29 protein-coding genes and 1 pseudogene are annotated in these 26,672 nt (G+C 54.6%); 11 read left to right on the forward strand and 19 right to left on the reverse strand.

Annotated features, from left to right (window positions below; translation table 11 throughout):
- The first annotated feature begins 117 nt into the window (after positions 1-117).
- The 4 genes from C8029_RS09050 to C8029_RS22005 all read left to right on the forward strand — a co-directional run bounded on the left by C8029_RS09050 (position 118) and on the right by C8029_RS22005 (position 2,927).
- The gene (locus tag C8029_RS09050) at positions 118-960 is read left to right on the forward strand and encodes a peptidylprolyl isomerase (protein ID WP_152002781.1); all 843 of its coding nucleotides are present in this window, start codon (positions 118-120) and stop codon (positions 958-960) included.
- A 27-nt stretch (positions 961-987) separates the two neighbouring features.
- Positions 988-2,235, forward strand: coding sequence for a bifunctional glutamate N-acetyltransferase/amino-acid acetyltransferase ArgJ (gene argJ / locus C8029_RS09055; RefSeq protein WP_152002782.1), 1,248 nt, complete (start codon positions 988-990; stop codon positions 2,233-2,235).
- Positions 2,232-2,630: an 8-oxo-dGTP diphosphatase MutT gene (gene mutT / locus C8029_RS09060; protein WP_009570344.1), complete on the forward strand. Its 399-nt coding sequence runs from the start codon at positions 2,232-2,234 to the stop codon at positions 2,628-2,630. The genes argJ and mutT overlap by 4 nt, the downstream gene beginning before the upstream one ends.
- Before the next feature lie 156 nt (positions 2,631-2,786).
- On the forward strand, positions 2,787-2,927 hold the full coding sequence (locus C8029_RS22005) for a hypothetical protein (protein WP_009570345.1): 141 nt from the start codon (positions 2,787-2,789) through the stop codon (positions 2,925-2,927).
- A gap of 75 nt (positions 2,928-3,002) precedes the next feature.
- On the opposite strand, the gene infB is transcribed toward C8029_RS22005, so the two are convergent.
- From infB to pip, 5 genes and pseudogenes are all read right to left on the reverse strand, one after another.
- Positions 3,003-5,525 carry a translation initiation factor IF-2 gene (gene infB, locus C8029_RS09065; RefSeq protein WP_009570347.1) on the reverse strand — a complete coding sequence of 841 codons (2,523 nt, stop codon included), beginning with the start codon at positions 5,523-5,525 and terminating at the stop codon, positions 3,003-3,005.
- A 25-nt stretch (positions 5,526-5,550) separates the two neighbouring features.
- Positions 5,551-6,152, reverse strand: a pseudogene (locus C8029_RS09070) (RNA-binding protein); the annotation flags it as partial.
- A 26-nt stretch (positions 6,153-6,178) separates the two neighbouring features.
- A complete protein-coding gene (nusA, locus tag C8029_RS09075; protein WP_074644111.1) occupies positions 6,179-7,786 on the reverse strand; it encodes a transcription termination factor NusA in 1,608 nt (535 codons plus the stop codon).
- A 14-nt stretch (positions 7,787-7,800) separates the two neighbouring features.
- Entirely contained in the window at positions 7,801-8,388 is a 588-nt protein-coding gene (gene rimP, locus C8029_RS09080) for a ribosome maturation factor RimP (RefSeq protein WP_074644115.1), read from the reverse strand.
- Positions 8,389-8,560: 172 nt separating this feature from the next.
- The gene (gene pip, locus C8029_RS09085) at positions 8,561-9,538 is read right to left on the reverse strand and encodes a prolyl aminopeptidase (RefSeq protein ID WP_152002783.1); all 978 of its coding nucleotides are present in this window, start codon (positions 9,536-9,538) and stop codon (positions 8,561-8,563) included.
- A gap of 69 nt (positions 9,539-9,607) precedes the next feature.
- Here pip and ubiG point away from each other — a divergent pair, with 69 nt between their 5' ends.
- Positions 9,608-10,354, forward strand: coding sequence for a bifunctional 2-polyprenyl-6-hydroxyphenol methylase/3-demethylubiquinol 3-O-methyltransferase UbiG (gene ubiG / locus C8029_RS09090; RefSeq protein WP_040401732.1), 747 nt, complete (start codon positions 9,608-9,610; stop codon positions 10,352-10,354).
- A gap of 3 nt (positions 10,355-10,357) precedes the next feature.
- Here the strand turns inward: ubiG and C8029_RS09095 are convergent, their stop codons facing one another.
- Genes C8029_RS09095 through C8029_RS09110 form a run of 4 tightly spaced genes read right to left on the reverse strand, consistent with a single transcriptional unit; the run spans position 10,358 to position 12,650 of the window.
- A complete protein-coding gene (locus C8029_RS09095) occupies positions 10,358-10,807 on the reverse strand; it encodes a MarR family winged helix-turn-helix transcriptional regulator (RefSeq protein ID WP_009570358.1) in 450 nt (149 codons plus the stop codon).
- Positions 10,804-11,640 carry a carbon-nitrogen hydrolase family protein gene (locus C8029_RS09100; protein ID WP_009570359.1) on the reverse strand — a complete coding sequence of 279 codons (837 nt, stop codon included), beginning with the start codon at positions 11,638-11,640 and terminating at the stop codon, positions 10,804-10,806. Before C8029_RS09100 ends, C8029_RS09095 begins: the two co-directional genes overlap by 4 nt.
- A 3-nt stretch (positions 11,641-11,643) precedes the next feature.
- Positions 11,644-11,901: a glutaredoxin 3 gene (grxC, locus tag C8029_RS09105; protein ID WP_009570360.1), complete on the reverse strand. Its 258-nt coding sequence runs from the start codon at positions 11,899-11,901 to the stop codon at positions 11,644-11,646.
- A gap of 35 nt (positions 11,902-11,936) precedes the next feature.
- Positions 11,937-12,650 carry a ComF family protein gene (locus C8029_RS09110; RefSeq protein ID WP_009570362.1) on the reverse strand — a complete coding sequence of 238 codons (714 nt, stop codon included), beginning with the start codon at positions 12,648-12,650 and terminating at the stop codon, positions 11,937-11,939.
- A 62-nt stretch (positions 12,651-12,712) separates the two neighbouring features.
- Between C8029_RS09110 and C8029_RS09115 the strand changes: the two genes are divergently transcribed.
- Complete coding sequence (locus C8029_RS09115; RefSeq protein WP_009570363.1) at positions 12,713-13,546, forward strand: methyltransferase domain-containing protein; 834 nt, start codon at positions 12,713-12,715, stop codon at positions 13,544-13,546.
- A 76-nt stretch (positions 13,547-13,622) separates the two neighbouring features.
- Positions 13,623-14,684 carry a ferrochelatase gene (gene hemH, locus C8029_RS09120; RefSeq protein ID WP_009570366.1) on the forward strand — a complete coding sequence of 354 codons (1,062 nt, stop codon included), beginning with the start codon at positions 13,623-13,625 and terminating at the stop codon, positions 14,682-14,684.
- A gap of 95 nt (positions 14,685-14,779) precedes the next feature.
- Here hemH and C8029_RS09125 read toward each other — a convergent pair whose 3' ends face one another.
- Together C8029_RS09125 and C8029_RS09130 are read right to left on the reverse strand one after the other, a co-directional pair.
- Positions 14,780-14,965 (reverse strand): hypothetical protein, encoded by a 186-nt coding sequence (locus C8029_RS09125; RefSeq protein WP_009570367.1) that lies wholly within the window; start codon positions 14,963-14,965, stop codon positions 14,780-14,782.
- 123 nt (positions 14,966-15,088) lie between these two features.
- Positions 15,089-15,682 (reverse strand): L,D-transpeptidase, encoded by a 594-nt coding sequence (locus C8029_RS09130; RefSeq protein WP_009570368.1) that lies wholly within the window; start codon positions 15,680-15,682, stop codon positions 15,089-15,091.
- 167 nt (positions 15,683-15,849) lie between these two features.
- Here C8029_RS09130 and dalA point away from each other — a divergent pair, with 167 nt between their 5' ends.
- A complete protein-coding gene (gene dalA / locus C8029_RS09135) occupies positions 15,850-16,383 on the forward strand; it encodes a divisome-associated lipoprotein DalA (RefSeq protein ID WP_040401733.1) in 534 nt (177 codons plus the stop codon).
- A gap of 10 nt (positions 16,384-16,393) precedes the next feature.
- On the opposite strand, the gene C8029_RS09140 is transcribed toward dalA, so the two are convergent.
- The 5 genes from C8029_RS09140 to hslO all read right to left on the reverse strand — a co-directional run bounded on the left by C8029_RS09140 (position 16,394) and on the right by hslO (position 20,922).
- The gene (locus C8029_RS09140; RefSeq protein ID WP_009570372.1) at positions 16,394-16,894 is read right to left on the reverse strand and encodes a L,D-transpeptidase family protein; all 501 of its coding nucleotides are present in this window, start codon (positions 16,892-16,894) and stop codon (positions 16,394-16,396) included.
- Between the two features lie 70 nt (positions 16,895-16,964).
- On the reverse strand, positions 16,965-18,182 hold the full coding sequence (locus tag C8029_RS09145) for a class I SAM-dependent RNA methyltransferase (RefSeq protein ID WP_009570373.1): 1,218 nt from the start codon (positions 18,180-18,182) through the stop codon (positions 16,965-16,967).
- 1 nt (position 18,183) lies between these two features.
- Positions 18,184-19,287, reverse strand: coding sequence for a CCA tRNA nucleotidyltransferase (locus C8029_RS09150; protein WP_009570374.1), 1,104 nt, complete (start codon positions 19,285-19,287; stop codon positions 18,184-18,186).
- 47 nt (positions 19,288-19,334) lie between these two features.
- Positions 19,335-19,937, reverse strand: coding sequence for a CoA pyrophosphatase (locus C8029_RS09155; RefSeq protein WP_152002784.1), 603 nt, complete (start codon positions 19,935-19,937; stop codon positions 19,335-19,337).
- Positions 19,921-20,922: an Hsp33 family molecular chaperone HslO gene (gene hslO / locus C8029_RS09160; protein ID WP_009570376.1), complete on the reverse strand. Its 1,002-nt coding sequence runs from the start codon at positions 20,920-20,922 to the stop codon at positions 19,921-19,923. The genes C8029_RS09155 and hslO overlap by 17 nt, the downstream gene beginning before the upstream one ends.
- A gap of 78 nt (positions 20,923-21,000) precedes the next feature.
- Here hslO and C8029_RS09165 point away from each other — a divergent pair, with 78 nt between their 5' ends.
- On the forward strand, positions 21,001-21,432 hold the full coding sequence (locus C8029_RS09165; RefSeq protein WP_009570377.1) for an NUDIX hydrolase: 432 nt from the start codon (positions 21,001-21,003) through the stop codon (positions 21,430-21,432).
- Here the strand turns inward: C8029_RS09165 and C8029_RS09170 are convergent.
- Positions 21,422-22,705, reverse strand: a complete 1,284-nt coding sequence (locus C8029_RS09170; RefSeq protein ID WP_009570378.1) for a PP2C family protein-serine/threonine phosphatase — start codon at positions 22,703-22,705, stop codon at positions 21,422-21,424. The genes C8029_RS09165 and C8029_RS09170 overlap by 11 nt on opposite strands.
- A 149-nt stretch (positions 22,706-22,854) precedes the next feature.
- On the opposite strand from C8029_RS09170, the gene C8029_RS09175 reads away from it, so the two are divergent.
- Positions 22,855-23,175, forward strand: coding sequence for an Hpt domain-containing protein (locus tag C8029_RS09175; protein ID WP_009570379.1), 321 nt, complete (start codon positions 22,855-22,857; stop codon positions 23,173-23,175).
- Between the two features lie 10 nt (positions 23,176-23,185).
- Here C8029_RS09175 and ilvA read toward each other — a convergent pair whose 3' ends face one another.
- Positions 23,186-24,436, reverse strand: coding sequence for a threonine ammonia-lyase IlvA (gene ilvA, locus C8029_RS09180; protein WP_009570380.1), 1,251 nt, complete (start codon positions 24,434-24,436; stop codon positions 23,186-23,188).
- Entirely contained in the window at positions 24,429-25,181 is a 753-nt protein-coding gene (locus C8029_RS09185) for a hypothetical protein (protein ID WP_009570381.1), read from the reverse strand. Before C8029_RS09185 ends, ilvA begins: the two co-directional genes overlap by 8 nt.
- A 147-nt stretch (positions 25,182-25,328) precedes the next feature.
- Between C8029_RS09185 and C8029_RS09190 the strand changes: the two genes are divergently transcribed.
- Entirely contained in the window at positions 25,329-26,555 is a 1,227-nt protein-coding gene (locus tag C8029_RS09190; protein ID WP_009570382.1) for an argininosuccinate synthase, read from the forward strand.
- The last annotated feature ends 117 nt before the right edge of the window (positions 26,556-26,672 follow it).

Here is a 26,672-nt window from a genome sequence, read left to right on the forward strand (position 1 = left end):
TCACCCCATAGAAACAGGCGGAAGGCTCCTCTTCAGTGACCTAAGGCGATGTAAGGGGCCACATCAACAGTGTCAACGTCGCGCCCCGATATGGGGACGACAGGAAGGATTTTCTCGATGAAATACCGCATTTCTGGTGCCACAGCTCTCATTTCCGCCGCGTTTTTTGCCATGAGCCCGCTTCATGCCGAAGATGTGACAGCTCAGACTGTGGTCGCTACAATCAATGGCGCGGAGATCACAGTTGGTCATCTCATCGCCGCACGCCAAAGTCTTCCGCCGCAATATCAAAGCCTGACCGACGAACAGCTTTACGATGGAATCCTCAATCAGATCGTCCAGCAGGAGATTCTCAAACAATCCGCAGGCGAGATTGGTGAGGCGCTGAAATACCAGATCGAGAATGAAGAACGCGTCGTGATTGCCGGCTCCATGCTTGAAACCATCGCGAAAGAGGCGGTGAATGACGCCTCCCTCAAAGCCGCCTATGACGCCAAATTCGCCGAATTTGAGCCAGGTCGCGAATATCACGCCGCGCATATTTTGGTAGAGACCGAAGATGAGGCAAAAGCGCTTGAGGCCGATCTGGAGGCTGGTGCAGATTTTGCCGATCTCGCCCGCGAAAAATCGACGGGTCCGTCGGGTCCGAACGGTGGTGATCTGGGCTGGTTCGGCCTCGGCATGATGGTGCCTGAATTTGAACAGGTCGTCGTGGACATGGAAGAAGGCACTGTCTCCGCGCCGGTTCAGACCCAATTTGGCTGGCATGTGATCAAACTGATGGAAACGCGCCTGTCAGAGGTCCCGCCGCTGGCCGACGTGCAGGATGAATTGGCCGCAGAAATCCAAGACAAAGCCATTCAGGACAAAATCGCCTCCCTCGAATCGGATGGCGCAGTTGAGCGCGTTGACGGCATTGATCCCTCCGTGTTGCGGATGGATGATCTGCTCGCCAACTAAGATCGTTTTGTAGCAAGGACGCCGACCATGGCCAAAATCGAACATGTTTCCCCGCTCGCGCCCAAATCGGGCTTTCCCGAGTTGCCTGTCATCGAAGGGGTGCGTTTTGCCGCCTTGGAGGCGGGCGTGCGCTACTCTGGCCGCGTTGACGTGATGCTGGCGGAACTGTGCGAAGGAACAGCCATGGCCGGCGTTTTCACCCGTTCCTCGACACGCTCCGCTGCCGTGCTGGACTGTCAGGACAAGATTGGCCTCGATGGTTCGGGCAAAGCCGCCATTTTGGTCAACTCCGGCAATTCCAATGCCTTTACCGGCAAAAACGGCATGGATGCGGTGCAAAAGATCACCAAAGCGGTGGCAGACACCATGGGCATTGACCAAACCCGCGTCTTTACCTCCTCCACCGGTGTCATCGGCGAGCCCCTGAAATGGGAGCGGATCACCGCCAAAATCGCCGATCTCGACGCCGCGTTGGATGCGGCGGGCATCAGCATGGCCGCCCGCGCGATCATGACCACGGACACCTTTGCCAAAGGCGCCACACGGACGGTTCAGCTTGATGGTGCGACCGTCAAAATCGCCGGAATCGCCAAAGGCTCCGGCATGATTGCACCCGACATGGCGACGATGCTGTCCTATATCTTCACCGACGCAAACATCTCGCGCGATGTGCTGCAACAATGTATCTGGCTCGACAATGCCAAGACATTTAACTGCGTCACGGTGGACGGCGACACCTCCACCTCCGACACGGTGCTTCTGGCCGCGACAGGTAAGGCGGATATGGCACCTATCACCGATTTCGCCGATCCGCGTGTTCATGCCTTCCGCGAAGGGCTTCATGCGGTGATGAAAGACCTCGCCATTCAAATCGCCCGTGACGGCGAAGGTGCAACCAAACTGATTGAGGTTCAGGTCACCGGCGCAAATGCCAATGGCCCGGCGCACCGTGTCGCGATGGCGATTGCCAATTCGCCTTTGGTCAAAACCGCTGTGGCCGGCCAAGATCCGAACTGGGGTCGTATTGTCATGGCTGTTGGTAAATCCGGCGAACGGGCCGAGCGGGATCGCCTCAAGATTTGGTTTGGCGACATCCTTGTGGCCGAGGATGGCTGGGTCTCCCCCTTCTATTCCGAAGAGGCGGGCGCGGCCTACATGAAGAACGACGAAATCGTGATCCGTGTCGACCTCGGCCTCGACAATGGCACGGCCACCGTATGGTCCTGCGATTTGACCCACGGCTACATCACCATCAACGCAGATTATCGCTCGTGAAACTGGTTTTCGTTTCGGCAGTTGCCTTGATCGACGTCGAGGGGCGCGTGCTTTTGGCACAGCGCCCCGAAGGCAAATCCATGGCGGGTCTTTGGGAGTTCCCCGGTGGTAAAGTTGAGCCCGGTGAAACACCCGAAGCCGCGCTTGTACGTGAGTTGCATGAGGAACTTGGTATTGAGACGTGGAACTCCTGCCTCGCTCCATTGACCTTTGCGTCGCATAGCTACGACGACTTTCACCTGATGATGCCGCTGTTTGCCTGTCGCAAATGGAACGGTATTCCCCATCCGCGTGAGGGGCAGGTATTAAAATGGGTCAAGGTCTCTGAATTGCGTGACTACCCAATGCCCCCGGCAGACATCCCACTGATTCCCATGCTTCGCGACCTTTTGTGAAATGCTGCAAAGCAGAAACGGAATATTCTGTGGTTATTGCCTTCATTTGCACAACATTTGTGCTCAAATGACAGATTTGTCTTAAATTTGTGAATGATTTTTAAATATTTATAGGCTAATTTGTTTCTAACGTCATTTCAGTTGGGGGCAAACAAGATGATGCGTTCTATCTCTGTCGGGAAATACATTTCCGTCCAAGGTCTGTTTGTTGGTGAAACCGCCGATGGCAACATCCAGGTTCGTGTTGGTGACAAAACCTTCGAGGGCAAACCTGTTTCCGTCAAAAAAGTCGCCTGATTAGAAATCAGCGTGCAGAATGAAGAAAAGGCGAGCCGTTTGGCTCGCCTTTTTATTTTGATATATTGGTCGAAGTTACTCGAGATTCCGCTGAACTTCTTCACGTTCAAAAATCTCGATGACATCGTTCGGACGGATGTCTTCGTAATTCTCAAAAGCCATACCACATTCTTGACCGGACTGGACCTCTTTGACCTCATCCTTGAAGCGCTTGAGCGTCTTGAGCGTCCCTTCGTGCATGACAACATCATCACGCAGCAAACGCACACCCGCAGAGCGACGTGCAACGCCTTCGGTGACAAGGCACCCTGCAACTTTACCGACACCAGATACCTTAAAGACCTCTTTGATCTGGGCGTAACCAATAAAGTTCTCGCGAATCTCAGCAGAAAGAAGGCCAGAAGCCGCCGCTTTCACGTCATCCACAAGATCGTAAATCACCGAGTAATACCGGATTTCCACGCCTTTTTGGTTTGCAGAGTTGCGTGCCGGAGCGTTCGCACGGACGTTAAAACCAATGACTGGAGCACCAGATGCCTCAGCAAGGCCGATGTCGGATTCGGTGATCGCACCCACGCCGTAGTGGAGAACGCGCACACGCACCTCGTCGTTGCCGATTTTTTCCATCGCCTGAACGATTGCTTCGGCCGAGCCCTGCACATCCGCTTTGACCAAGATAGGCAACTCGGACACGGTTTCATCGGCTTTCGCTTTCGCCAAAAGCTGATCCAACGTTGTCGCAGCACCCGCCGCAGCACGTTTGTTTTTGGCTGCATGTTCGCGATATTCTGCGATTTCACGCGCCTGTGCTTCGGTGTCGACCACGTTCAAAACGTCACCGGCCTCGGGCGTGCCATTGAGACCAAGCACCTCAACAGGAACAGACGGACCAGCCTCATCCACACGCTCGCCTTTGTCGTTTACAAGCGCGCGGACTTTACCCCATTGCTCGCCCACAACAAAAATGTCGCCACGTTTCAGAGTACCCTTTTGCACAAGCACCGTCGCCACCGGACCACGGCCCACATCAAGCTGAGCCTCAATCACGGCACCTTCGGCGGCACGATCAGGGTTGGCTTTCAGTTCAAGGATCTCTGCCTGAAGCGCGATGGCTTCGAGGAGTTGATCAAGCCCTTTGCCCGTTTTCGCGGAAACTTCCACGTCCTGCACGTCGCCGGACATGGCTTCTACAACAACTTCGTGCTGCAAAAGCGCGGTCCGTACCCGGTTCGGATCGGCATCCGGTTTGTCGCATTTGTTGATCGCCACAATCATCGGAACGCCTGCCGCTTTGGCATGGGCGATCGCTTCGATCGTTTGCGGCATGACCGAGTCGTCAGCCGCCACAACAAGAATGACGATATCCGTCACCTGCGCACCACGGGCACGCATCGAGGTAAAGGCCGCGTGACCCGGCGTATCCAGGAAGCTGAGAACAGCGCCCGAATCGGTGGTCACCTGATAGGCGCCGATGTGTTGGGTGATGCCACCCGCCTCACCAGAAGTCACATTCGCATGGCGGATCGCATCAAGCAGGGAGGTTTTCCCGTGGTCAACGTGACCCATGATGGTGACAACCGGCGGACGCGGTTTGAGATCTTCGGGTTTTTCTTCAACCTGTTGGATCACATCCTCAACGTCAGCATCAGACACGCGCAAAATGCGGTGGCCAAATTCTTCGACGATCAATTCAGCCGTATCGGCATCAATAGATTGGTTCTGTGTGACCATCATACCCATGTTCATGAGCGCTTTGACCACATCAGCCACACGTTCGGCCATACGGTTGGCAAGCTCGGACACCACAATGGCTTCCGGGACACGCACATCACGCACAACCTTTTCACGTTGCTCGTTGCCCATAGCCTTCTGACGCATACGCTCTTGTTTGCGCTTCATCGACGCCATGGAGCGATGGCGATTGCCTTCGCCGCCCGTCAACGCTTGGTTCACGGTCAGTTTGCCAGAGCGACGGTTGTCCGCCACTTTGTTGCGGTTGTTGCGATCTGTCTCTTCACGCTCACGCGCGCGCGGCGCTGGCGTGACAGGGCGTCCGCCACGGTCCATTTGCTTTTGCAAAGCAACCTGAGCCGCAGCCGGGTCATCATCAACCTTGGGCGCAGCCACAGCCGCCGGCTTTTTCGCCTGAACCTCGCGCTTCTTGGCGTCTTCCGCCTCTTTCTTGGCCCGAGCTTCTTCTTCTTCCTTGGCTTTGAGCGCGGCTTCACGCTCCGCTTCTTCGCGTGCCTTTTCTTCAATCTCACGGCGGCGGCGCTCGCGCTCTTCTTCGCGCGCCTTCTCTTCTTCCGCACGGTTTTTAGCATCCTGAACTTCGGCAGATTTTGCCGCAGCCAGTGCCTTCATCCGGCGTTCCATTTCCGCATCGGAAATGCCCGCAGGACGTTTTGATGGGTCCCCATAGTGGGCTTTTCCGGCACCCGACGCAGACGGTTTCGCGGACCCGGCTTTGGGCACCACGACTCGTTTACGCTTGGTCTCGACCACAACACTCTTCGTGCGCCCGTGGGAAAAGCTCTGTTTCACCGATCCGGGGCCGCCCCGAAGGCCGAGGGGTTTCTTGCCGTCTGTATCGCTCATTTCGTCGTCTTACCCTTCCCGGCGGAGCCTCTCCACCGATTGTCTCGCGCACGCCCATCAGGCGTGTGGCTTCCTCTACAACACGTTTGCTGAGTCCGCCACCTGCGAGCGCGCCATGTATCACACTTTCGCGTCCAAAAGCCAAACCCAATTCGGAACTCGTCAGATGACCGAACCAACGGCCTCCCTCTGGTGTCCAAAGTTTGCCTTTGCCACGTTCTGATCCGTCAGAGGCCTGAAGCAAAATTTTTGCCCGCCCATCTGCCAACCAGCCCTTAACTTTTTCGAACCCACACACGGCATCTCCGGCTTTACGGGCCAAGGAGATTAAATGCACAACGCGGTCCGTCAAACCCACCTCAAGCAGGTCAACAAACCCGTCAGGATCGTCAAATCCATTCGCGCCGCCTTGGAAAAGAGACGCTTTTTGAGCGCCTCTTCCAAAACATCGCGCTCTGCCGAGACATAAATCCCGCGACCGGGAAGTTTCTCTGACAGATCCGGAACGAGAAGCCCGTCCGGGCTAACAACAAACCGGATGAGACCACGCTTCGGCTGCGCTTCGCGCGTCACAATGCAACTGCGCTCGCTCTCATCCCGGTTTTTCGTTTGCCCACCTCGGGTCATATAGCACCTCGTCGCAAAGCCTCAAATCAGGCTTCGCTTTCCTCTTCGACTTCACCGTCCTCATCGGACACAAGATCGGACGGATCCACCCAGCCAAGCTGAATACGCGCCGTCATCACCAGTTTTTGTGCTTCTTCCAGGGACATGTCGAACTTTTCAAGGACACCGTCGTCCTTGACGCGCTCGCCATTGACTGTGGTCCAACCACCGGCCAATTCCCAATCGGCACAGGTCGCGAAATCTTCGACGGATTTCACACCATCTTCGGCCAATGCTTCAATCATTTGGGGTGTCAGGCCTTCGAATTCAATAAGGCTGTCTTCGACACCCAATTCGCGGGCATGCTCAAGCGCCTTACGATTGGCAGCCTCCAACACGTCACGGGCACGGGCCTGAAGTTCAGACGCCGTATCCGTGTCCACACCGTCGATGACCAAAAGCTCATCCACATCAACATAGGCCACTTCTTCAAGGTTGGTGAACCCTTCGGAGACCAGAAGCTGGGCAAAGAACTCGTCAAGATCGAGGTTGTCCATGAACAGTTTCGTGCGTTCGGCAAACTCAGCCTGACGACGCTGAGATTCCTCAGCTTCGGTCAGAATGTCGATGTCCAAGCCGGTCAACTGCGACGCAAGACGCACGTTTTGACCACGGCGACCAATGGCCAGCGACAACTGCTCATCCGGCACAACAACTTCGATTTTGCCAGCGTCTTCGTCGAGCACAACTTTCGTCACCTCGGCGGGCTGAAGCGCGTTGACCAAGAAAGTCGGCGCATCTTCGTTCCACGGGATGATGTCGATTTTCTCGCCCTGAAGCTCGTTCACCACGGCCTGAACACGCGAACCGCGCATACCGACACAGGCACCGACCGGGTCAATCGAGCTGTCATAGGAAATCACAGCGATCTTGGCGCGCGAACCCGGATCACGGGCCACAGCTTTGATCTCGATGATGCCGTCATAGATTTCCGGCACTTCCATTTTGAACAGTTCGGACATGAATTCCGGCGCGGTGCGGGACAGGAACACCTGCGGCCCGCGCGCTTCGCGGCGCACATCTTTGATGAAACACCGGATGCGGTCATTCGGGCGATAGGTTTCGCGGCCGATTTTCTCGTTGCGGCGCAGGATGGCTTCGCCACGACCGACATCGACAATCACGTTGCCATATTCTTCGCGTTTCACAACACCGTTGATGATGGTGCCGACGCGGTCTTTGAATTCGTCAAACTGACGATCCCGCTCCGCTTCGCGCACCTTTTGCAAGATGACCTGCTTGGCAGATTGCGCTGCGATCCGGCCAAGCTCCACGGGGGGAACCTCTTCCTTGATCTCGTCGCCGATTTGCGGGTCGGCCATGTATTGTTTGGCCTGCGTGACGGTCATCTCGGATTGGTAATTCTCAAGCTCGTCTTCCTCAACCACAGTGCGCACACGGGTAAAGGTGGCACGGCCGGTTTTACGGTCAATGGACACGCGAATGTCCATTTCGGAGCCATAACGCGACTTTGCAGCGCGTGCGAGGCTTTCCTCCATCGCTTCAACCACCAATTCGGGGTCGATCATTTTCTCGCGGGCCACGGCCTCGGCGGTTTGCAACAGCTCAAGCTGGTTTGCAGAGGTGATTGCCATATCTCAGTCCTCTCTCAATCCTCTGAAGACCCGTCGTCGGTCTGGATTTCGTCAAAATTTGTTTCGTCAATTGCGCCGGACGCTTTGCGTTGGCGCAACATTTCGCGGATCAGCTCATCGGTCAGCACGAGTTTTGCGTCTGACAGCCAATCAAAATTCAAACCGATGGTGAGCGTCTCACCATTTTCTTCGATCGTCAGGAGAACTTCATCACCCTCAACACCGGCGATCTCTCCTTTGAACCGACGGCGGCCGTCGATCATCTCAGTCGTCTCAATTTTGGCCTCATAGCCTTCAAAAGATGTAAAATCTTTCAGGCGGGTCAAAGGTCGGTCAATGCCGGGACTGGACACTTCAAGCGTGTATTCATCCTCAATTGGGTCTTCGACATCAAGAATAGCAGAAACCGCGGTCGAAATCTGCGCACATTCGTCAACTTCGATCCCACCATCGGGGCGTTCGGCCATAATTTGAAGCGTCTTCGATTTGGTTGACGACATCAAACGCACGCGCACAAGTTCAAATCCCATCCCCTCGATAACCGGGGTGATGATTTCCGCCAAACGGCGGTCAATGGCTGTCTTGGCAATAAGTTCGGACATGTCCGGGCTGCCTCTCAGATACGGGTTCACGGGCCACCCATCGACCAACGCGGTTTCAGGGCACAAAAAAACGGGCGCGCGGCCCGTCGATCTTTCCCGGTGGAGCTTTGGGACCTCCCAACGCGCCGCTGTTGGCAAGTCCTATACGCCGCCACAGGGCGCTCTGCAAGCCTTATCGCACCTCCTGCCCGATCCGGTCCATTGTCGACACAAGCGCCTGCGTGATTCCGGGCTCAGACATCGCATGACCTGCCTGCCCCACCATCATCAACCGCGCCTTGGGCCAAACCTTATGCAACGCATAGGCGGTATGTGGTGGGCAAATCATATCGAATCGCCCCTGAACAATGGTGCCAGGCACATTGGCCATTTTGCCAATATCCTCCAAAAGCTGTCCATCGCGCTCAAAGAATGCCTTGTGGGTGAAATAATGGTTCTCCAGCCGTGCAAAGGTCCGGGCGTAATCCGGCGCAGGCTCACCCGCTGCGCCATTCGATCCGATCGACGCCAACGCATTCTCCCAACGCGACCAGATCCGACCAAAACGCAATTCTTCTTGATAAGTGCCGCTAAACAAACGCCGATGATAGGCCGCGATCAAATCGTCGTGTTCCTCATCCGGGATGGCATCGCAAAACTCCGCCCAAAGCTCCGGCCAAAACTGACCCGCACCGCCCGCGTAGAACCAATCCAACTCACTTTGCCGCGCCAAAAACACGCCGCGCAAAACAAGATGCAGCACTCGTTCCGGATGACTTTGAGTATAGGCCACGCCCAATGTCGCCCCCCAACTTCCGCCAAACACAGTCCAACGCTCAATGCCCAATTCGACCCTAATCCGCTCAACATCAGCGACCAAATGCCATGTCGTATTGGCGTCGACGGAGGCGAAGGGCCGCGATTTGCCGCAACCGCGTTGATCAAACAAAATGATGCGAAAAATGGACGGATCGAAATAGCGCCGCATATAAGGGCTACAGCCCCCACCTGGACCACCATGAAACACCACCACAGGAATACCCTTCGGATTGCCGCTTTGCTCGACGTAAATCCGGTGCCCGTCCCCAACCTCCAACATCCGGTGGTCATAGACCGCGATTTGGGGGTAGAGGTAGCTATATGCGCTCTTTTGGCCTGAGACCTTATCCATGGGGTTCCTATATAGAGCGATCAATCGGTATAGAAACCGATTTCTAAGTTGAACACGAAGGAGAGGATCATGCAAATGCATCAGTCCACCATTGACCCGCAAGAGGTCGCCAAATTCGAGGCCATGGCCGCAGAATGGTGGGACCCGAATGGTAAGTTTAAACCATTGCATATGCTGAACCCGTGTCGGCTTGATTACATCACCTCGCAAATCGCCGCTGAGTTCGGGCGTGACCTGTCCGCCGAGCGCCCCTTTGAGGGGCTACGCCTGCTGGACATCGGTTGTGGTGGCGGGCTTTTATCCGAACCGATGGCACGTTTGGGCGCGACGGTTGTAGGTGCCGATGCGGCGGCGGGGAACCTTCCCGTTGCGCAGCTTCACGCGGAAAAATCCGGGTTGGTGATCGACTATCGCCACACCGCCGCCGAATCACTCGCCGAGGCGGGGGAACAGTTTGACGTGGTCTTGAATATGGAAGTGGTCGAACATGTCTCCGATCCACTGGGCTACATGACCGCCTGTCAGATGTTGCTCAAACCCGGTGGGCTGATGATTGCCTCAACGATCAATCGCAATCCCAAAAGCTATATGATGGCCATCGTTGGCGCCGAAGTGATCATGCGCTGGTTGCCGAAGGGCACGCATGAGTGGAAAAAATTCATCACGCCAGACGAGTTGTACGCGCTGATTGAAAAGGCCGGGCTGTCTCCGGTGGATCGCAAAGGCTTTGTCTTCAATCCGGTGCTTTGGACCTGGTCTCTGTCTGCCCGTGATCTGTCGGTGAACTATGTCACGGCATCGACCAAGCCAAGTTAAGGTCTAGTTCTCTTCCTCAAGACGAATGCGCATTTCCCGCAAGACGGGAAGTGCGGCCTTGACCCGTTCGGTGCCAATCGCCTCGACAATATCAGACAGGATCGGCGCAATCGCCGCCAAAGCTGCGTCTCGTGCCGCGCGGCCTGATGGGGAAATTGACACGAATTTGCGGCGCGCGTCGTCCCAATCCGGGCGAATGTGAACATGTCCCGCCCATTCGAGTTTGTTCAATGTGTTGGTCATCGCACCGCGGGTGACGTGAAACGCCCGCGCAAGCTGCGCCGGAGACCTTTCGTCATTGGCACGGGCAAGATGGTTGAGCACCGAAAAGTGACTGATTTCCATGCCTTTGGGCATCGCTTTGGTCAGCCGGTTTCGGGCCAACTGATCCGCCATGAAAATCTCGGAAAACAGCGCCACAGACAGCGAGTCATTGTTGGATGGGCCACTCATTGCGGAACCTCAAAGTCACGGTCATGGGACAGGGAAGGAATGCGCGATCTGGCATGAGCAACATCGCCCATATCAATGTCAATTACATCCCATCCCGGTTCAACACCGCCATCATAAAGCACCTCTCCCCAGGGCGAAACGGCAAGAGAATGACCATAGGTGCGGCGCGTTGACCCTGTGGTTTCGACGTGTTGCCCCGTTTGCGCCGGAGCAAAAACAAAACACCCGGTCTCAATCGCCCGCGCTCTGAGCAAGCTCTCCCAATGCGCGGCCCCGGTCACGGCAGAGAAGGCCGCAGGCACGGTGAGGATGTCGGCTCCTGCCTGTGCCAAAGAACGAAACAAATGCGGAAAACGCAGATCATAACAAATCGCCATACCGATCTGGCCCAGCGCCGTTTTCGCCAAAACTGCCCGATTGCCAGGACGATACCCGGCGGATTCGCGATAGGTCTCCGTCTCGCTGACATCGACGTCAAACATGTGGATTTTATCATAGCGCGCGGCGATTTCGCCCTCAGGGGTGATCAGGAAAGACCGATTGGCAAATCGCCCATCTGGATCATCGGTCTTTAAGGCCAGTGAGCCGATCAAGAGCCAAATCCCACAGGATTTTGCCGTTTCCTGCAACCCTGCCAATGTTGGGTCTTCAGACTCAGCGCGCAAAACCTCTCTTTGATGTGTACGCGAACTTGAAACGCAATTGGTGACTTCTGGCGTCAAAACAATCTGTGCCCCCGCCTCTGCCGCTTCGGTCACATAGCGTTGCGTAATCGCAAGATTGGCAAGCGGATCGTCAGAGGAATTAAGCGTAATAAGGCCGACGCGGGTCATGGCTCAATCCGCCAAAAGCGGGTCGAGTTTACCAGCACGTTCAAGGGCGTAAAGCTCATCACAACCGCCGACATGGGTGTCGCCAATGAAAATCTGCGGCACGGTGTGGCGACCATGGGCTTTTTGCATCATCTCGGCGCGACGATTGGGTTCGGCCATCACGTTGATGTCGGTGTAGGTGACCCCTTTGCTGTCAAGCAGGCGCTTGGCCGCGATACAATAAGGGCAAATCGGAGTGGTGTAGAGCGTGACAGGTTGCATGGGAAATCCTTTGATCTTTCGGCGACTATAAGGATTTAGCCCTCTCTGGCAACGCGGGCCAGTACCGCGATCGAAACATGCGACGCACCAGCCTCAAGGCAGGCGCGCGTGCATTGCGCCAAAGTCGCACCAGTGGTCATCACATCGTCGATCAAAAGCACATGCCGACCGGCAATCACCTTGGCGCGCTTCGGTGTGACTTTGATCACGCCTGAAACCGTTTCATGGCGTTGATCTGCGGTCATCCCATCCAATTTTCGAGTCGCAACAGGTCGGCGTAATAGGTCAGGACAATAGTCCAATCCATGGAGCTTCGCCACCTGAGCGGCAAGCAACGCGGATTGATTGTACCGCCGCTGAACGATACGCAGCCAGTGGAGAGGCACCGGGGCAACAAGCGTATCCTCACATATCAAAGGCTCTGCCGCCCGCGCCAACCACGCCCCCGCAGAGCGCGCAAGATCGGTGCGGTCGCCATGCTTGAACCTCAAAACCATCGCTCGGCCATTGCCCGCATATAGCATCGCAGCCCGGCCTCGATCCCACAGGCGCGGATTAGCGCGACAGTCATCACAGAGATCGCCCTCCTGCGCCTCACCAATCAAAGGGCGCCCACAGGCGTCACAAGGTGGATCGACAATAAACGGTGTTTGCGACCAACATTTTGGGCACAACCCGCGCGCCACCTCGATCATTTCGTCGCAGGTGAGACATTGTGCCGGGTAGATCAGCTTGGCCAGTGTTTGCATTTCCCTGTCAACTTCCTACATTGCCCGCAGGTTTGAAACATGACCGTAAAGAAAGCACATCCATGTCCGACCCCGTTCCTTTGATCCATCGGGACCACCTGTCTCGATACCGCACCCGTGCTTTGCGCATGGGGGGCGATTTCTTTTTGCATGAAGAGGCCCGCGCTGAGATCGAAGATCGGTTAAGCATGGTTAATAAAGCGTTTACATCGCCGGCGATTGTCACCGGATTTCCCGAGTTGTGGTCAAAATGGTTCCCCGAGGCGCGTGTTGTTGCCGATGACGATGTGCTCGACCTGAAACAAGGCGCGCATGATTTGGTGATCCATGCCATGTCCCTGCACTGGGCCAATGATCCCGTCGGCCAACTCATCCAATGCAATCGCGCGCTCAAACCCGATGGCTTGATGATCGCGGCCTTTTTCGGCGACCAAACGCTGCATGAACTGCGCGCCTGTTTGGGACAGGCGGAAGCGGCGCTTTTGGGTGGCCTATCGCCGCGCGTGTTGCCGATGGGAGAACTGCGCGACCTCGGTGCGCTGTTGCAACGCGCCTCTTTTGCCCTGCCTGTCGCGGACAAAAGCCCGCACACCGTGACCTACCCCAGTTTAAAAAGACTCGTCACCGATCTGCGCGCCATGGGAGAAAGCAATGCGCTCGGCGCACGGCACATGACTCCAAGCCCAAAGGCGCTTTTCGATCTGACCGAGCATCTCTATCAGGCTCATTTTGCGCAAGACGACCGGCTTGTGGCGACATTTGATTTGGTGTTTCTGACAGGCTGGGCCCCGGATGAAAGCCAGCCGAAACCGTTGATGCCCGGTTCCGCCAAACATCGCCTTGCCGACGCGCTTCAGGCGCAGGAATTTAAACTTCCCACAGACGCGGCCCCTTGACCCGCAGCCCGACCACCCTAAGCCTATAAAAAACAAAAATCAGGACAGACACATGGGACTTATGAAGCCAAGCCGGATGAACACAAATGCGGCAGACGCCACCTGTCCAATACACGCACAAACAGACCACCCCAAAGTGCCAAAACAAAAGATCGGGGTTTTGCTGTCAAATTTGGGAACGCCTGACGCGACAGACTATTGGTCAATGCGTCGGTATTTAAATGAATTTCTCTCGGATCAGCGGGTGATCGACTATCCAAAATGGAAATGGCAACCGATCCTGCAAGGCATCGTTTTGACCTTTAGGCCATCGAAATCCGGTGCGGCGTATCGGTCTATTTGGAACAATGAGGCCGATGAAAGTCCGCTGATGACCATCACCAAAGAGCAAACGGCGGCGATCAAAGCAGCGCTTGCGGAGGAGTTTGGCGGTGAAGTGATGGTTGATTTCTGTATGCGTTACGGCAACCCATCCACCAAATCAAAGGTGCAAAAACTCGTCTCCGAAGGCTGTAGCAAAATCCTGTTTTTCCCGCTCTACCCGCAATACGCCGGGGCAACGGTTGCCACCGCCAATGACGAATTTTTCCGCGCTTTGATGGAAGAAAACTGGCAACCCGCCGCGCGGACCGTACCGCCCTATTTCGATGATCCCGCCTATATTGAAGCCCTCGCCCAGTCCGTTGAGCGCGCCTATGCGGCGGTGGCGAAAAAGCCCGACATCCTGATTTGTTCCTATCACGGCCTGCCAGAACGCTACCTGAAAGAGGGGGGCGATCCCTATCATTGTCAGTGCCAGAAAACGACGCGGCTGCTTAAGGAACGCCTCGGTTGGAATGACACGCAGATCATGACGACGTTTCAATCGAAATTCGGTCCCGAAGACTGGCTTCAACCCTATACCGTGGAAGAGGTGGCGCGTCAGGCCGAAGCCGGGAACAAAAGCATCGCCGTTTGTGCCCCTGCGTTTTCCGCCGATTGCATTGAGACGCTTGAGGAAATCAACGAAGAGATCAAAGAAAGCTTTGACCACGCAGGCGGCGAGGATTTCCTCTACATCCCCTGCCTCAACGCCGAGCCTTTGCACATCAAGGCCCTTGTCGATCAAATCCGTAAGAATCTGAGTGGGTGGGTATAGGCGGACTCATAGAGTCTTGCCTTTAGCCCTTTGTTCAAAATGAAAAGGGCAGCTCAATGAGCTGCCCTTTAAAATGAGTAACTGTCGAGTGACGATTAGTCAGCAGCAACAGCAGCGGCAACGAGTGCCAAGATCAGCAACGGTACAACGTAACCGCCAGCGGACGAAGAAGATGTTTCTTCCACGACAACAGGAGCTTCGATAACCGGAGCAGAGTAGCCACCAGCAAAAGCAGCAGAGCCAGCCAAAGCAAAAACGGCAGCAGCAGCGAATTTTTTCATTTTCATTCCTCCATGATCCCTGCATTGGCAGGTCAGGTTTGTTACACAGTATTCGTAATGCAGATAAACCGAAGAGAAATCAATTTATCCTTTAACGTAGGTCTCATTTCGAACAGAGAATCGTCAAATTAGCAACACTTGCGTTCCCACTTTTGTCAAAGAATACAACTCAGCGATATGCTCATTGTACAAACCGATGCAGCCATTGGAGGATCTCCGGCCGATTTTTCGCGTATCGTGGGTTCCGTGGATTCGGTAATATTGCCAAGACAGATAAAGCGCATGCGTGCCGAGCGGATTGTTTGGACCCGGCCCAACAAATTCCGGCCATTCAGGATTGCGGACTTTCATTGCTGGCGTCGGAGACCAACTTGGCCCCTCGACTTTGCGAATGATTGATGTGCGGCCCCGACGCGTCAGGTCTTCGGTTAAGGGAACCGATGTTGGATAGAGCTTGTAGACCGACTGATCTTCGCTCCAAAAATGCAGCGCCCGCGATGTGGTATCAACAAGGATCGCCCCATTGCTGAGATTGCTGAAATAGGGTTCCCAGTTCAGCGAGCGGAAACTTGAAATATTGCGGCGCACAACGGTTGAAATGTCGCCTTCGATCTCTGTCGTGTTGTCGGTCTGTGCCAAAGCTGGCAATGCCAAAACCGCTGTAGAGCCTGCAACAAATGCGCGGCGTGAGACCTTGAGGGCCGGAAGTTTACTCATTGAACGAAGCCAGTCATGTAATGTGAACGCGTGTACCTTGCCTTTATATGGCGCGATTGCCTCAGTCGCAAATCAAACAATCATTCATAGCAAAAAGTTGCGAACAGGATTTGATCCCGGCAATCAAAGGGTCTAGGTCATCAAGACAAAGTTTTTGGAGTGTCTGAATGTCTCGCATTATTGCTGTCCTTATGATGGCCCTTGTTGGTCTCTCCGCCTGCGACGCGCCGACCGAACGACTTGGGCCCGATGGCAAGCCCTTGCCCCGGCTGTATCGAATCCACGCTCGGGATGAAGCAAAGATTCAATACCACATCCTTGATTCGATCAACGCGCTGCGCGCCGCCGCCGGGACCTCCCCCGTTCAACTCAACGCCAATCTAAACGCTGCCGCCGCGACCCATTCGCGTGACATGCATGTCCAAAACCGTCCCTGGCATTTCGGCTCTGACGGCTCCTCGCCGCTCGATCGGGTCAACCGTTCCGGCTACACCGGCTTGATGCTTGGTGAAAATATTTCAGAAACCTACGAAACCGAACTTGAAACCCTGTCCGCCTGGATGGAGCAATCCGACACCCGCGATATCATTCTTGATCCGCGCGCAACGGATATCGGCTTTGCCTGGTATCAAGAAGAGAATGGAAAACTGTGGTGGACCCTCCTGATCGGAGCCAATCCATCTCAGTTTTCAGGCCTGTAATTATCTGAAATTACGGAAAAATATCTACCTGAGTGCCATCTTGCACCATCATGTAGATTTTCTCAATATTGCGATCGGAAACCGAGATACAGCCCGCGGTCCAGTCGCGGCCCTTGCCCCGGTTTTCGCCGGCCCGTCCATGAATAAAAATATCCCCCCCCGGACGCCGCCCCATCGACGCGGCGTATGCTTCATCTCTTTGGTTCGGATACGAAATCCCCAAAGACAGATGGTAAGCTGAATTCGGGTTGCGCCGATCTATGATATAGCTGCCTTCCGGGGTCTTACTGTCGCCTTCGAATTGCTTGGGTCCAACCGGATTTCCGCCAATTCCGATCCGATACTTTTTGAGCACCTTTGCCCCATGCATGAGGTACATTTTGCGGCGCCCCTTGTAGATCACAATCCGGGTGACTTCAGGCCCGGAATAGGTCCTGAGTTCGCGCGCCAAAACGCCGAATGGCAGCACAATGGCTGCCACAGTTGATGCTAAAAAAGTCCGCCGATCCATTGGGTCTACTCGTATAGTGTTTTGTGCTGGATACACTGATTTGGGTGATCAGGCCAATGATTTGATTGCTCTAAACCCGCAAGAATCGCGCCGCGATTTCGACGTGAGTCGACCACCGAAACTGATCAATCACCTCAATCCAGTCCAAAACAAAGCCCGCATCGGTCAGTGTTTTTGCGTCTCGCGCGAATGTGATCGGGTTACATGACACGAAACCAACGGTTTTCAGCGCGCTTTTGGCGATCTCATCACACTGCGCGGCAGCCCCCGGTCGTGGTGGATCAATGATCGCCGCGTCAAACCGATTGAGTTCGTCGGCTCGAATCGGCTGTCGGAACAAGTCACGGGTCTCAACAGTTACGCGTTTGAGGCCCTCGGCCTGTCGCCACCCTTTGCTCAACGCGTCAAGCATCTCACTCACGCCTTCCACGGCATGAACCTCAGCTGTCTCCGCGCAAGGTAAGGAAAACGTCCCACAGCCTGCAAAAAGGTCAATGACGCGGCGCGCATCGCCAACGACCCGACGCATCGCCCGAACAAGCGCGGCCTCACCTGCTGCGGTCGCCTGAAGAAAGGCGCCGGCGGGTGGCACGACCCGCGCTTTGCCAAAACGCAGATAGGCCGGCGCTTCGCCCGCTACATCTTCGCCATTCCAAGACAGTCGTGAAAACCTTTGTTCACGTACGACTTGGCCTAGATCAATCCTCAGATCCATATCGAGCGGCTTGCCATTCTCCACGGACACATCAAGACCTGTTTCCGTTGCGATCACCGCGAGGTTCATTTCGCCGCGACGCGAGGCCCCGAGTTGAACCAACCGTTCAAGCGCGCCATAGGCGGACATGATCTCAGGGGTCATCAGAATACAGTCAGGCACCGGAACCAAGCTGTCAGACGCACGGCCATAAAGGCCAACCATGACACTCTTTTTTGTTCGTCGCCCATGAAACACTGCACGCCTGCGGCTGCAGGAGGGCGACGTATGGATCGTCTCCAACCCAGCCGAAATACCATGATTTTTGAGGGCGGTTGCCACGATTTCGCGCTTCCAGTCGGCAACGAATTCGTCTGAGGCATGTTGAAGCGCGCAACCGCCGCACGCCTTGTAATGACGGCAGGCGGGTGTAACCCGAGCGGGAGATGAGGTGATGATCCGACCATGGATCACCCGGTCGTTTTCAACATCACCCTCCACAACCTCACCCGGAAGCGCATGTGGCACAAACACGCCGTCCTTGGTGATTCCGTCACCTTTATGTCCAAGCCGGACAACTTCGAACTGAGTCATATCACGTATCCTTTGCCCGCTTTATCAAGGCATGCCGATCCAGCGTAAATCCACTTTCAATCCACGCCTGTTCCGCTGCTTTCAAGGCGGCACCAAGCGCAGGACCCGTCAGTTCTGGTATCAAATCTGATGCCACCAGCGGGAAAATCGCTGTAGCTCCTTTGGCGATTTCAACCGCCGCGTCCTGAGAAACCGGCTGTTCAAAAAATGCCGCCCTAAGACATGACACGGCGCGCGCAATATCCGCATTTTCACGATAGGCGATCTCTGCAAGCCCACTCGGTCCCACCGCACACTCTCGATAGGTCGCATATCGGCGGCATTGCGCCCTGGACAACCGCAAAAGACCAGCCACATCAAAATCGCCCAGCGCCGCAAGACGCAGGATCGGGTCTGGATGTGTTTCAAAAGAGGTCAAAAGGAAGAACGCTTTGGTTGACGCCCCCGGCAGAAGGGTGTTCAAAACCCCAGATTGGTCCATTGCGCCAATGGCCTGATCCGGCGACGGGGCAGACAACAGCTTGATGATCTCCGCCCCAACACGCTCCCGCGACAGTGTTGTCAATCCATCAAGATGTGTTGCACAAGCCGCCAAGCCATCAGGGTCTAATCCGGCAGAATGATCACCATACCACGCATAAAACCGAAAGAACCGGAGAATGCGGAGATAGTCCTCTTTGATCCGAAGATCAGGATTATCAATAAAGCGGACACGCCCAGCGCGCAGATCGGGTAACCCGCCAAGCGGGTCAATAATCGTTCCTGTCGCGTCGGCATATATCGCATTCATCGTAAAATCACGTCGCCGCGCGTCATCTTCCATGTGAGTCGAAAATGCGACGACAGCGCGACGTCCATCCGTCTCCACATCTTTGCGAAAGGTTGTGATTTCAAACGGTTCGCCCTCCGCGATCACCGTGACCGTACCGTGCTCAATCCCGGTTGGAATAACTTTTAATCCGGCCTTTTGTGCCAAGTTTAAGATGAGTTCGGGTCGCACTGGTGTCGAAATATCCAAATCACTGACAGGAACACCAAATAGGCTGTTCCTGACACACCCCCCAACAAAATATGCTGGCTCTCCAATATCGGAGAACAGCGCCATCACTTGGTGTGCTCCCGCACTTTTGAGCCAAGACGCTGTAAGTTTGGTCACAATTGCACCCGATCCGCCAGTCCGCGTAAAATGCGCGCCGTGGCACCCCAGATATAGTAAGGGCCGTAAGGCACGGTGAAAAACGACCGCTTTTGTCCGCGCCATAGGCGCGACTGCACATTGAAATTATCTACGTTAAGAATGTGGTTCATGGGAACAGTGAAAATTTCCGAGACTTCGCCCGGCTCGGCGATGGGCACAAAATCATCTTTAATCCAGCCTAAAACTGGATATATCTGAAACCGCGTCACGGTTTCATGGGTGGGCAAAGTTCCAATAACATCAACAATCTGACGCGGCAGTCCGATCTCTTCTTCAGATTCGCGAAGGGCTGCGTCAATCGGGTCCAAATCTGTCGGGTCCACCCGGCCACCTGGGAATGCAATCTGACCCGGATGATGTTTAAGTGCGGATGAGCGTTTGGTCAGCACAAGCCTCGGCCCCTTGGGATGATCCATGATGGGGATCAACACACCGGCCGCCCGCAAATCACCCGTCACAGCGCCCGAAAAATCCGGATTCAGATCAAAATCTGACGACGGCGCGCCAGACATGTGGAGCGCCGCCTCAAGTGTGGTGCGATCAATCGGTGGTTCCATCCGGCTTCACCTCCGCATCGAAGCCAACTGTTTTTGGATCGAGAATGTAATGCTCGCCACAGAATTGGCAGTCGGCAGTCACCGTCCCCTCCTTCGTTGTCATATGCCGGATGTCCTTCGCGGAGTACATCGACAGGCTGTTGCGCACGCGATCCTCGGAGCAGTTACAGCCAAAAGCGACGGGCTGCGGGTCAAAAACCCGGGGCTGCTCTTCGTGAAACAGGCGGACAAGAAGATCGGTGGGCTGAACGCGCGGACCGATAAGTTCCATCTCCTCAACGGTACTCAAAAGAATATTGGCGCGGTTCCAGTCCTCCAAATCATCCTCGGCCAGAATGTCGGCGGGCTTCAAAAGGCTTTGCTCTTCTGCGCCCTCCAAAGGTGCGGCGAAGGGTGACGCTTTCGGCATTTTTTGCAGCATGATGCCGCCCGCACGCCAAGATTCGGTTTCGCCCGATAGGCGCGATTTGCCAAAAGAGGTCGAAAACTGCGTCGGCAGTTGCTCGGACTGGGCAAAATAAGTTTCCGCGCATGACGACAAAGACCCACCGGCGATCGGCGTGATGCCTTGATAGGGCGTGGTACCGCTGCCTTGGTCAATCAGGATGGCAAAATAGCCTTTGCCAATTTGCGAAAACGGATCAACACCGGGCTGAAGGCGCTCGGCATCATAGGAGGCATAGGCCCGAATGCGCCCCGGCGCGCCATCCTTTTCGGGCGCGTAATAGTCGGTGGCGATCAACCGAGCCGGACCATCCCCGCGCACTTGCAGAGAGAGTTTCCAACGCAATTTGATGGTCTGACCAATCATTGCGGTCAGCAATGCAATCTCAGCGACCAGCGCTTCTATTTCAGGCGGATAATTGTGTTGCGACAAAACGCGGTCCAAAACCCCGTCAAGACGCGCGACACGACCCCGGATGTCGGATGCATCCAGTTGAAACGGGAGAACTGTGTCATCCCATGCGATTTTCGATCCGATCATTTGTGCTTTCCTTGAGGTTCGGCGCTGACATATCGTGTTCATATAGGTGGAACAACCGCCGAAGGAAGGTGGAACACGATGCGGCGCTACGGAGAATCGAAAGTTTTTGGGCAAACCTACCGTGCACGACCAGGTGTTTACGCTCTATTGTCCCGCAATGAGCGCGTATTGTTGACGTACCAAGGCGGGATTCACCACGAGTTTCAATTTCCCGGCGGCGGCATTGATCCGGGGGAAAGCCCCATTGCAGCACTTCATCGCGAGGTCTTTGAAGAAACCGGCTGGCGCATCGCCTCCCCAACCTTCATCAGGTCTTTTCGACGTTTCGTATATATGCCCGAATATGACATGTGGGCAGAAAAAATTTGTCGGATTTATCGGGCTTTTCCGGTCAGACAGCTTTCTGAGCCGCCCGAACCAGATCACTCTGCGCACTGGGTTTCGACCGAAGAAGCCTCGCTCCTGCTTGGGAATCCAGGTGAGCGAGATGTACTAAACACTATTCTTTAGCAGCCCGTCCGGGATATTCGAGCAAGATGGCAGAGATGTCGTCAGGGAAATCCTGATCGTTGTTGAAATCGTTCAAATCCCAAAGGAACGTGTCAAAGAACGCGTTGCCCGTTTCAGTGGCAACTTTTTTGCACATTTCGACCAACCCCTCTTCACCGAGCATACCATCGCCACCATCGGGACATTCCGTGACCCCATCGGAAAACAGCAAAATCCTGTCGCCGGGAGACAATTTCATGTGAACATCCTCGTAAGCGGCGAAAGGGATCAGGCCGACGGGCAATCCGCCATCGCCAAAAAAGGAAATCTCGCCATTGGCGCGCTGAACAATTGGGTATGGGTGACCGCATTGCGTCATAACGAATTCGCCACTGAGACGATCAAAATGCCCAAGAATCATTGTGAAATAGAGGTCGGTCTCCATTTCCTCCAACATCAAACGGTTCAGTGCCATAGCCGCCTCAGAAGGGCTTGCGGCAATATATCCGCCGATTTCATCGGATCGAATTGCGAGATTTTGCTCTGATGTAGACCCCGTAAGGTAGGCCGCAAGCCGTGCTGTCATCAAAGCTGATGCAATCCCATGGCCCGAAACATCGATCGAAAAAACGCCAAATTGCCGGTCATTGATCGGGAAGAATCCAACAAGATCGCCACCAACATGGCCGCTGGGACGTAAAAGCAGCGAAATTTGAGCCGTCTCAAAATCGTGGAATCGTTCCCGCACGAGTGATTGCTGCAACTTGCGCGCTTCGACAAGGTCACGGTCGAGGGAATCATAAAGGTCAGATATTTCTTTTAATGTGGAACTGACCAGCCGGTTCTTTTCGGTCAGTTCTCGCTCCATCCGCAAAATACGCTCCCCGGCACGAATACGCGCAAGCAATTCATCGCCCGCCACGGGTTTGGTCAGAAAATCGTCAGCCCCAACATCCAACCCCTGTGCAACCTCAGTCTTATCGGATTTCGAAGTCAATAGGATGAAATACCCATAGTTCGCCCGATCAAGTTGCCGAAATAATTGACAAAATTCTAGCCCACTCATCCCTGGCATCATCCAGTCGGAGACAATCAAATCAATGCTTTCGCTTTGACAAATGTTCATCGCCTCTTCGCCGGACCCCGCCTCAAACACAGTGTAGCCCCAGCGCCCGAGATAAGACGATAGAATCCGCCTCTGAGCTCGGGAATCATCAACAATCAACACATTGTTGACCACACCCCGTTCTGGCACGGCTTGAAGATAGGCTTGTTTTTCTTGTGCGATGGCCAAAATCAAAATCCTTAAAAGCGCGCTCTGATCGGACAATGCACCCCACGGTTTAATGCGGCCTTAAATCTAAAATTTTCTGGAATAATTGAGGCGCGCTTACTTAAAGCTAAGATTCTTCATCTCTTATGCATCAGGAAAAGGAGAGCGTCATGATTGATTGGAGGCGAGTGGACGAACTGCGTGATGAAGTCGGTGCCGAAGATTTTCGCGAAGTCGTCGATCTCTTTCTCGATGAGGTGGATGAGGTGATTGAGCGGATGAAACATCACCCAACCCACTCCAGTGTTGAGAAAGATTTGCATTTTCTCAAAGGCAGTTCGCTTAATCTTGGGTTTGCAGCGTTTTCAAGCCTCTGTGCCGCCGGAGAACGCGCCGCGCGCAATGGAGAGGCCGAATCCGTCGATCTCGGCCAAATTTTTGATGCCTATGCACAATCGCGTACCACCTTTGTGGCGAAAGTTGTCCCATAAATACGGGAGATCAAAGAACGAATTCAGCCAAAGCCTGATCGTTGGTGATGTCACGGTAGACAAGGCCAGCATCATCCATCTTTTGAAAGAGATGCGCAAAGCTATTTGAGTCCGTCGTCTCAATTCCGATCAAAACAGATCCAAAATTTCGAGCCGACTTTTTAAGATACTCAAATCGCGCGATGTCATCCTTTGGGCCAAGCATGTCCAAAAAATCACGCAACGCGCCGGGGCGCTGCGGCATACGCAGAATGAAATATTTCTTGAGGTTACGGAACCGCTGAGCCCGTTCTTTGACCTCTGGCAAACGTTCAAAATCAAAATTGCCGCCGGATGTGACACACAAAACGCGCTTGCCCCGAATCTGCTCTCGGATGTCCCAAAGAGCATCAATCGAGAGCGCCCCTGCGGGCTCAAGCACGATCCCTTCCACGTTCAGCATTTCGATCATCGTCGAACAAATCCGATCTTCTGGACAGGACAAAACGTGATCTTTCGGCACGTCTTTGAGCACCTCGAACGGGATTTCGCCAATTCGTGCAACAGCGGCACCATCGACAAAGCTGTCTACATTTTTCAGCGTCACCAATTCGCCCGCCTCCAGAGCTGCGGCCAAAGATTGTCCGCCTGACGGCTCAACAAAATAGACCTCAACCTGTGGCGCAACCTCTGTAAGATATGACAGGACTCCCGACGAAAGGCCGCCGCCTCCAACCGGCAGCACAACAACATCCGGTGTCATTTGCGCCATAAATTCCACCGCAACGGTGGCTTGTCCCTCAATCACATCCGCATCGTTGAAAGGCGAAAGAAAATGCCCGCCCTCCTCCTCACAATAGGTGCGTGCGGCGTCTAGAGTGTCGTCAAAATAGTCTCCAACCAAGCGAATTTCGACCATATCCGCACCAAATACGCGGGTTTTATCAATTTTCTGCTGCGGCGTCGTCACAGGCATAAAAATGACCCCACGCACACCAAATTCACGGCACGCAAAGGCGACACCTTGGGCGTGATTGCCCGCAGACGCACAAACGAAAAGCTCTATGCTTGGGTCTTTTTCCCGCGCTTTGACCATCGCATTCCAGGCCCCGCGCAACTTATAGGAACGCACGGGTGTGAGGTCTTCGCGCTTAAGCCAAACGTCACCGCCATAGGCCACCGAAAGATGATCATTGCGCAAACACGGCGTCGGCTCAAACAGGCGCCGCACTCGGGCTTCGGCCTGACATGCCTTGTCAGAAAAGTTGGTCCAATCAATCATCGAACCGACCTCGCATGGAAATCTCGTATATTGAGGACAAAAGACTGACGTTCACCATCAAAACGATCCAACCCGTGACCAGTTCGTAGATCAACCCAAACAAGCCGCTGCCAAAACGCATACCAATAATTTGCAGCGCGACCAAACTCACGATCGACAGGATGGCGGCCTGCAAAATTGTGGCGCTGTGCGGCTTGGTAGCGCTCCAAGCCTCCGCAAATCGCATTTTCCCACCCAATGCGATCGCGGGCAGAACTGGGGACACCCGCAAAAATCCATAGATTGCTGGCAAGCCGATCACGACCATGAGGAACAGGCCACCAAGCACCATAGCACCCTGTGATCCCAAAATAGACACCAAGAAAGCGGCCAAAATACCAACGAAAAGTCCAATCAACAGGCCGATCAGTAAGGACAGACCAAAGTACCCCCAAACGCGCGAACCGCTCCACGACGGAAACGCGGATGTCGGGCGCTTGCCCTCAAGCACATAGCGGTGCCATTCAACCGCGACCCAACAGGAGCCGATTGCCATCACAACATTGGACAGAAGAATGAGGAAAAGGGATGAGCCGCCCATCATGGGTGCGTCACTTTCCGCCATGCCTTCCATATCTAACGACCCGAAAGCTAAGATCTGGCAAACCAAAATGGCAATCCAAATCAAACCAGAAACGGCCAATGCTTCGTCGAGATTGCGGAACACACGCAAAATAGCGTGTTGGAACAATTGAAATCCGGTCATGATCGCCCTTTGAGACTGTGTTTGGGGATGGTTTAGGACTTTTCGGGCAGAAGCTAAAGCATTCTGACAGTGAACTGAGTGCGAAACCTTGCTCTTGGGCGAAAAACCCGATACTCGCCCGTGCGATATCCGAAAAAGGAAAGTCTCATGTCTGCGCCCAAAAAAGTCGTTCTTGCCTATTCCGGCGGCCTTGATACGTCGATCATTCTGAAATGGCTCCAGACCGAATATGGCTGTGAGGTTGTCACCTTTACCGCTGATCTCGGTCAGGGCGAGGAACTGGAACCCGCGCGTCAAAAGGCCGAGATGCTCGGCATCAAGCCGGAAAACATCTATATTGAAGATGTCCGCGAAGAATTTGTGCGCGATTTCGTATTTCCGATGTTCCGCGCCAATGCGGTCTATGAGGGTCTCTATCTGCTCGGCACCTCCATCGCGCGTCCGCTGATCTCCAAACGCCTTGTTGAGATTGCTGAGATGACTGGCGCCGATGCGGTCGCGCATGGGGCAACCGGCAAGGGCAACGATCAGGTGAGGTTCGAACTTTCGGCCTACGCGCTCAACCCCGACATCAAAGTGATCGCGCCATGGCGGGAATGGGATTTGACCTCGCGCACCAAGCTTTTGGAATTTGCCGAACAGAACCAAATCCCGATCGCCAAAGACAAACGCGGCGAAGCGCCGTTCTCGGTCGACGCCAACCTATTGCACACCTCGTCTGAGGGACGCGTTTTGGAAGACCCGGCACAGGAAGCGCCCGATTACGTCTACCTGCGCACCGTGAAACCGGAAGATGCGCCCAATGAGCCGGAATTCATCGAAGTCACCTTTGAAAAAGGCGATGCGGTTGCGATCAATGGCGTGGCGATGAGCCCGGCAACGGTTTTGACAGAGCTGAACGAATATGGCCGCAAACACGGCATCGGTCGTTTGGATTTCGTTGAAAACCGCTTCGTTGGGATGAAATCGCGCGGCGTGTATGAAACGCCGGGTGGCACGATCCTTTTGGAGGCACACCGTGGCATTGAGCAAATCACCCTCGATTCTGGCTCCGGCCACCTCAAAGACAGCCTGATGCCGCGTTATGCCGAGCTGATTTACAACGGATTCTGGTTCAGCCCCGAGCGTGAAATGCTTCAGGCTGCCATCGACAAATCTCAGGAACATGTGTCCGGGACTGTCCGCCTGAAACTCTACAAAGGCTCCGCAGTTACCGTGGGTCGTTGGTCGGACGCGTCGCTTTACTCAGAAGCGCATGTGACCTTTGAAGACGACGCTGGTGCCTATGACCAAAAAGACGCTCAGGGCTTTATTCAGCTCAACGCCTTGCGTCTCAAACTTTTGGCCGCGCGGAACCGTCGTTTGAAAGACTAAGACGCCTAAAATCTAAAGAGAAAGGGCGCTTTCAAGCGCCCTTTTTCATTTTAAGATTACGCAGCCCGAAAAGACTTTACCTCATCCGCGGTCGGGATCGCATCCGCGGTCCCGTGG

Origin of the sequence: Roseobacter sp. TSBP12 (assembly GCF_009129705.1) — a bacterium.
Classification (GTDB): Bacteria; Pseudomonadota; Alphaproteobacteria; order Rhodobacterales; family Rhodobacteraceae; genus Celeribacter; species Celeribacter baekdonensis_A.

Excerpts from the sequence above, each read along its gene's own strand:
- argJ (WP_152002782.1), top strand. The coding sequence starts at position 988 with ATGGCCAAAATCGAACATGTTTCCCCGCTCGCGCCCAAATCGGGCTTT.
- C8029_RS09165 (WP_009570377.1), top strand. The coding sequence starts at position 21,001 with ATGCGGCGCTACGGAGAATCGAAAGTTTTTGGGCAAACCTACCGTGCA.
- C8029_RS09100 (WP_009570359.1), bottom strand. The coding sequence starts at position 11,640 with ATGACCCGCGTCGGCCTTATTACGCTTAATTCCTCTGACGATCCGCTT.
- C8029_RS09125 (WP_009570367.1), bottom strand. The coding sequence starts at position 14,965 with ATGAAAAAATTCGCTGCTGCTGCCGTTTTTGCTTTGGCTGGCTCTGCT.
- C8029_RS09095 (WP_009570358.1), bottom strand. The coding sequence starts at position 10,807 with ATGAGTGGCCCATCCAACAATGACTCGCTGTCTGTGGCGCTGTTTTCC.
- grxC (WP_009570360.1), bottom strand. The coding sequence starts at position 11,901 with ATGCAACCTGTCACGCTCTACACCACTCCGATTTGCCCTTATTGTATC.
- C8029_RS09140 (WP_009570372.1), bottom strand. The coding sequence starts at position 16,894 with ATGGATCGGCGGACTTTTTTAGCATCAACTGTGGCAGCCATTGTGCTG.
- C8029_RS09110 (WP_009570362.1), bottom strand. The coding sequence starts at position 12,650 with ATGCAAACACTGGCCAAGCTGATCTACCCGGCACAATGTCTCACCTGC.
- ubiG (WP_040401732.1), top strand. The coding sequence starts at position 9,608 with ATGCAAATGCATCAGTCCACCATTGACCCGCAAGAGGTCGCCAAATTC.
- C8029_RS09175 (WP_009570379.1), top strand. The coding sequence starts at position 22,855 with ATGATTGATTGGAGGCGAGTGGACGAACTGCGTGATGAAGTCGGTGCC.
- C8029_RS09155 (WP_152002784.1), bottom strand. The coding sequence starts at position 19,937 with ATGGAACCACCGATTGATCGCACCACACTTGAGGCGGCGCTCCACATG.
- pip (WP_152002783.1), bottom strand. The coding sequence starts at position 9,538 with ATGGATAAGGTCTCAGGCCAAAAGAGCGCATATAGCTACCTCTACCCC.
- C8029_RS09050 (WP_152002781.1), top strand. The coding sequence starts at position 118 with ATGAAATACCGCATTTCTGGTGCCACAGCTCTCATTTCCGCCGCGTTT.
- ilvA (WP_009570380.1), bottom strand. The coding sequence starts at position 24,436 with ATGATTGATTGGACCAACTTTTCTGACAAGGCATGTCAGGCCGAAGCC.
- rimP (WP_074644115.1), bottom strand. The coding sequence starts at position 8,388 with ATGTCCGAACTTATTGCCAAGACAGCCATTGACCGCCGTTTGGCGGAA.
- hslO (WP_009570376.1), bottom strand. The coding sequence starts at position 20,922 with ATGATCGGATCGAAAATCGCATGGGATGACACAGTTCTCCCGTTTCAA.
- C8029_RS09115 (WP_009570363.1), top strand. The coding sequence starts at position 12,713 with ATGTCCGACCCCGTTCCTTTGATCCATCGGGACCACCTGTCTCGATAC.
- hemH (WP_009570366.1), top strand. The coding sequence starts at position 13,623 with ATGAACACAAATGCGGCAGACGCCACCTGTCCAATACACGCACAAACA.
- C8029_RS09185 (WP_009570381.1), bottom strand. The coding sequence starts at position 25,181 with ATGACCGGATTTCAATTGTTCCAACACGCTATTTTGCGTGTGTTCCGC.
- C8029_RS09145 (WP_009570373.1), bottom strand. The coding sequence starts at position 18,182 with ATGACTCAGTTCGAAGTTGTCCGGCTTGGACATAAAGGTGACGGAATC.
- C8029_RS22005 (WP_009570345.1), top strand. The coding sequence starts at position 2,787 with ATGATGCGTTCTATCTCTGTCGGGAAATACATTTCCGTCCAAGGTCTG.
- C8029_RS09130 (WP_009570368.1), bottom strand. The coding sequence starts at position 15,682 with ATGAGTAAACTTCCGGCCCTCAAGGTCTCACGCCGCGCATTTGTTGCA.
- dalA (WP_040401733.1), top strand. The coding sequence starts at position 15,850 with ATGTCTCGCATTATTGCTGTCCTTATGATGGCCCTTGTTGGTCTCTCC.
- C8029_RS09190 (WP_009570382.1), top strand. The coding sequence starts at position 25,329 with ATGTCTGCGCCCAAAAAAGTCGTTCTTGCCTATTCCGGCGGCCTTGAT.
- C8029_RS09150 (WP_009570374.1), bottom strand. The coding sequence starts at position 19,287 with ATGGCGCTGTTCTCCGATATTGGAGAGCCAGCATATTTTGTTGGGGGG.
- infB (WP_009570347.1), bottom strand. The coding sequence starts at position 5,525 with ATGAGCGATACAGACGGCAAGAAACCCCTCGGCCTTCGGGGCGGCCCC.
- nusA (WP_074644111.1), bottom strand. The coding sequence starts at position 7,786 with ATGGCAATCACCTCTGCAAACCAGCTTGAGCTGTTGCAAACCGCCGAG.